We start from the raw sequence: 3,829 nt of genomic DNA, 5'->3' as shown, positions 1-3,829 counted from the left end.
GATCATGTGCTAAGTACTATTGCTCAAGACCTGGCCGGGGAAGCCGAATTGCCTCATGGGTTGTATCGTGAAAAGCCACAAGTGATTCGCAGAGAGGTTGAAGCGATCTTGCAGCAAAACAAGATCGTAGCCACACACTACCAGCATGTGGAAGGCACTTCATTTGCAGCTCCCGTGGTAGCGTCAGTGGTGGCGCAAATGCTGGAAGCGAATCCCTCTCTCACTCCCACTTCCGTAAAGCAAATCTTAATTACTACGGCAGAACGATTGGCTAACGCGCCTCTGCTACGGCAAGGATATGGAAAGTTGAACGCGCGCGCTGCCGCCGAACAGGCACGCTCAGAACAACACGCGCTGGATCCGGAGAACTTCCGGCCGCCACGAGTCGAGGGAGATAAGTTAATCTTTCTGTTTCACGATGACCAAGCTGAGACGGTTTCGCTGGCAGGCGATTTTAACAACTGGAAGCCTCAACCGGGTTTTCGCCAGGAAAACGGCGGGTTCTGGCGTGTGGAACTTCCAACGCCCGCGCCGGGCCTCTATCGCTATAAGTTCGTGCTCAACGGCAGCCGCTGGACGGATGATCATAGCAATGGCAGGAAGGAACTCGATGGTTACGGCGGATATAATTCCGTGCTTCTAATGAACTAAACCTTCAGCTTCAGTGAAGTCTTTTCCACTGCAAAGACATTTTTGTCGCTTTGTAAGCGGACATACAAAAAACATAGTAGCACATCGAAAGTTTCGTTCCGATGTTCGCATCTAATTGAAGAGGAGCATTATGTCGCATCTGGTCATCATTGGAAACGGCATCACAGGTACCACAGTTGCACGCGAAGTGCGAAAACGCACTGACATGAGAATCACCGTGATCTCCAACGAGACGGATTATTTCTACGCCCGTACGGCGCTGATGTACATCTACATGGGGCACATGAAATTCGAGAATATAAAACCATATGAAGATTGGTTTTGGGAGAAGAACAGGATACATCTTGTGCGTGGATTCGTCAGCTTGATCGATGTCGATACAAAGCAAATCCGGCTGGCTGACGGTAGAACGTTTTTCTATGATACGTTGCTTGTCGCGACGGGTTCCCAAAGCAATAAGTTCGGATGGCCCGGTCAGGATTTGCCTGGAGTTCAAGGACTCTATTCGATTCAGGACCTGGAGCTGATGGAGCAAAATACGGCAGGCATTTCACGTGCTGTCATTGTGGGGGGCGGATTGGTTGGAATTGAAGTAGCCGAGATGCTGCAGTCGCGCGGAATACCCATCACTTTTCTGGTGCGAGAAGAGAACTTTTACGATATTGCGATGCCGCGCAACGAAGCACAGTTACTGAATCGCCACATCCGCGAGCATGGTATCGATCTTCGGCTCGCAACGCAATTAAAAGAGATCCTTGCGGATTCCGACGGCAAAGCCCGTGCTGTGGTAACCGATTCCGGCGAGGAGATATCCTGCCAGTTCGTTGCTTTAACTGTTGGTGTGCGTCCCAATATTGATGTTGTCAAGAACTCAAAAATTGAAAGCAATCGAGGCGTTCTCGTAAATGAGTACCTGGAAACCAACATCCCCAATATTTATGCTGCAGGCGACTGCGCGGAAATAAAGTCAACGGTTCAAGACGCCCCGACTCGTGTTGAGCAGCTATGGTACACAGGGCGGTTGCAGGCAGAAGCACTCGCAAAAACGATCTGTGGAGAGAGAACAAAATATGATCGTGGGATCTGGTTCAATTCGGCAAAATTTTTCGATATCGAATGGCAAACGTATGGACAGGTCAGCAATACGGAACGAGAAGGCGAGAAGTCATTTTACTGGGAGCATCGTGACGGCAAACATTGCATGAGAATCGTACATCGAGACGGATCGATGGAAGTGCTCGGGTTCAATGTAATGGGGATCCGTTTCCGCCAGGAAGTCTGCCAGAGATGGATTAGCGAAAAACGCACAGTCGAGTATACGCTCCAGAACCTTCGTCAGGCAAATTTCGATCCGGAGTTTTTCAGACAATACGAACCGGAAATCGTAGATTGGTATAATCGGCAGAATCCCGGCAAAAATCTTCGACTCATTCAACGCTCACCGTGGCGGCTTTTCAGGAAGAATTCTTATGACACCACTTCAAATCCGGCCCCCTGAGGCAGCAGCAGAACATAATAAAGAACGGAGTTTCTTGCAGAGAGCAGGCCTGACTACTTTTGCCACCGGCATGTTTCTGTTCCTCGTTGCTGCTACCGGTGTTTCAAAGGGCCGCCCCTTGCTTTTTCTTCTTTTGAGTGTGGGGCTCACATGTACTGGAGCGTTGGTCTATTTCCTCGCTCTGGCCAAAGAAGCCCCGCCAGGCATCAAAAACAATCATATCTTTTCCAACGCTGTTACTTATCGCGGATGGAATGCGTGGATACTCGGTGTTTTTCTGACCCTGTTCTACATCGCCCTTTACTGGTTTCCGAAGTGGATTGAAAACTGGGTGCGGATCACGGATCCATTGAGTTTGTTGATTACAGGAAAGCCCGCAGACCGCTGGTTTATGTATGGTGCTTTTTACACTGTGGCTGTTCTGGTCATGGGCGCCCGCATGATCCTTGTGAAATATCGTCACAACAGGTATCAAATCATCCGTACACTCTCTGTAATGTTTTTTCAGTTGGGATTTGCGTTTCTAATACCGAATCTGCTTCACAGCCTGAACCAGCCGGACTTTTATTTCAGCTATTTCTGGCCATTGAAGTACGACTATCTTTTTCCAAAGACAGCTCATTCGCTGCTTTCCCATCCCGGTGGCCTTGGATTTTTCATGCTGTTCTGGGGGGCGGCGATGACGTTTATAGGAACACCGATATTCACATACTTTTTCGGTAAGCGCTGGTATTGTTCGTGGGTATGTGGTTGCGGCGGATTGGCTGAAACTCTGGGAGACCCTTACCGCCACTTATCGGACAAATCACTGAAAGCGTGGAACATTGAGCGATGGCTGATCCATTCGGTACTGGTAACTATCACGATTGTTACCGCGTTGCTTTGGATCAATTCCTTGTATGAAGGGGCAATCTTCGGCAAATTTTCAGGCGCCGCCGCGAAGGCCTACGGGTTTTACATCGGCGCCATTTTTTCCGGGGTGATTGGAGTGGGATTCTATCCACTCATGGGGGCACGCGTCTGGTGCCGCTTTGGATGCCCAATGGCTGCTATCCTGGGGATCATCCAGAAGTTCTTTTCCCGTTTCCGGATTACTACCAACGGGGGCCAATGTATCTCCTGCGGCAATTGTTCCACCTATTGCGAACAGGGAATTGACGTTCGCTGGTATGCGCAACGCGGTCAAAATATAATCCGCGCATCCTGTGTCGGCTGCGGAATCTGCGCGGCGGTCTGTCCACGCGGCGTACTGAAGCTCGAAAACGCCCCATCTGAGACGCGTTATAACTTCGATAAGATTGATTGATGGATCAAACTCTGCGGCTCTGGTGAGCCGGGATAGCGGCTGCTGTTCAATCTTTTTTCTCGGCCAAGTCCAAACGAATGCTTGAAGTTTGACACCGTTAATAAACGCTTCATGTCGGTACCTGGTTTGCAGCCAGCAAACAGGGTTCATTCAAATTTAGTGGCCTCCCGCAAACGCACTTGTGTAGTTTTCCCAAAACTGCCTGATCGTTAGCTCAGTACCGGCTGCATAACACCCAAATTACGGTATCAAACGGGGCGGCTCCGGAGGTGAGCAGATCGGATTCATTCGCAGGAGATCGGTTGCAAATAGGTACACTTTTATGTACGCTTTAGTACATGAGCGCGAAGCAAAAGATCATAGAGGCGGCGCTG

At 49.7% G+C, this 3,829-nt stretch carries 3 protein-coding genes; all 3 read left to right on the top strand.

Features of this window, described 5'->3' with window-relative positions:
- A partial coding sequence (locus L0156_30990) for a S8 family serine peptidase (protein MCI0607428.1) occupies window positions 1–651 on the top strand: 651 nt, incomplete at its 5' end.
- A gap of 130 nt (window positions 652–781) precedes the next feature.
- Window positions 782–2,149 (top strand): FAD-dependent oxidoreductase, encoded by a 1,368-nt coding sequence (locus L0156_30985; GenBank protein MCI0607427.1) that lies wholly within the window; start codon window positions 782–784, stop codon window positions 2,147–2,149.
- On the top strand, window positions 2,121–3,455 hold the full coding sequence (locus L0156_30980; GenBank protein MCI0607426.1) for a 4Fe-4S binding protein: 1,335 nt from the start codon (window positions 2,121–2,123) through the stop codon (window positions 3,453–3,455). The genes L0156_30985 and L0156_30980 overlap by 29 nt, the downstream gene beginning before the upstream one ends.
- Window positions 3,456–3,829: the final 374 nt, after the last annotated feature.

This window comes from bacterium, from assembly GCA_022616075.1.
GTDB lineage: Bacteria > Acidobacteriota > HRBIN11 > JAKEFK01 > JAKEFK01 > JAKEFK01.
This window is presented reverse-complemented; position numbering and strand designations above follow the sequence as displayed.

Coding starts and splice junctions, on each gene's coding strand:
- L0156_30985 (MCI0607427.1), top strand. CDS start 782: ATGTCGCATCTGGTCATCATTGGAAACGGCATCACAGGTACCACAGTT.
- L0156_30980 (MCI0607426.1), top strand. CDS start 2,121: ATGACACCACTTCAAATCCGGCCCCCTGAGGCAGCAGCAGAACATAAT.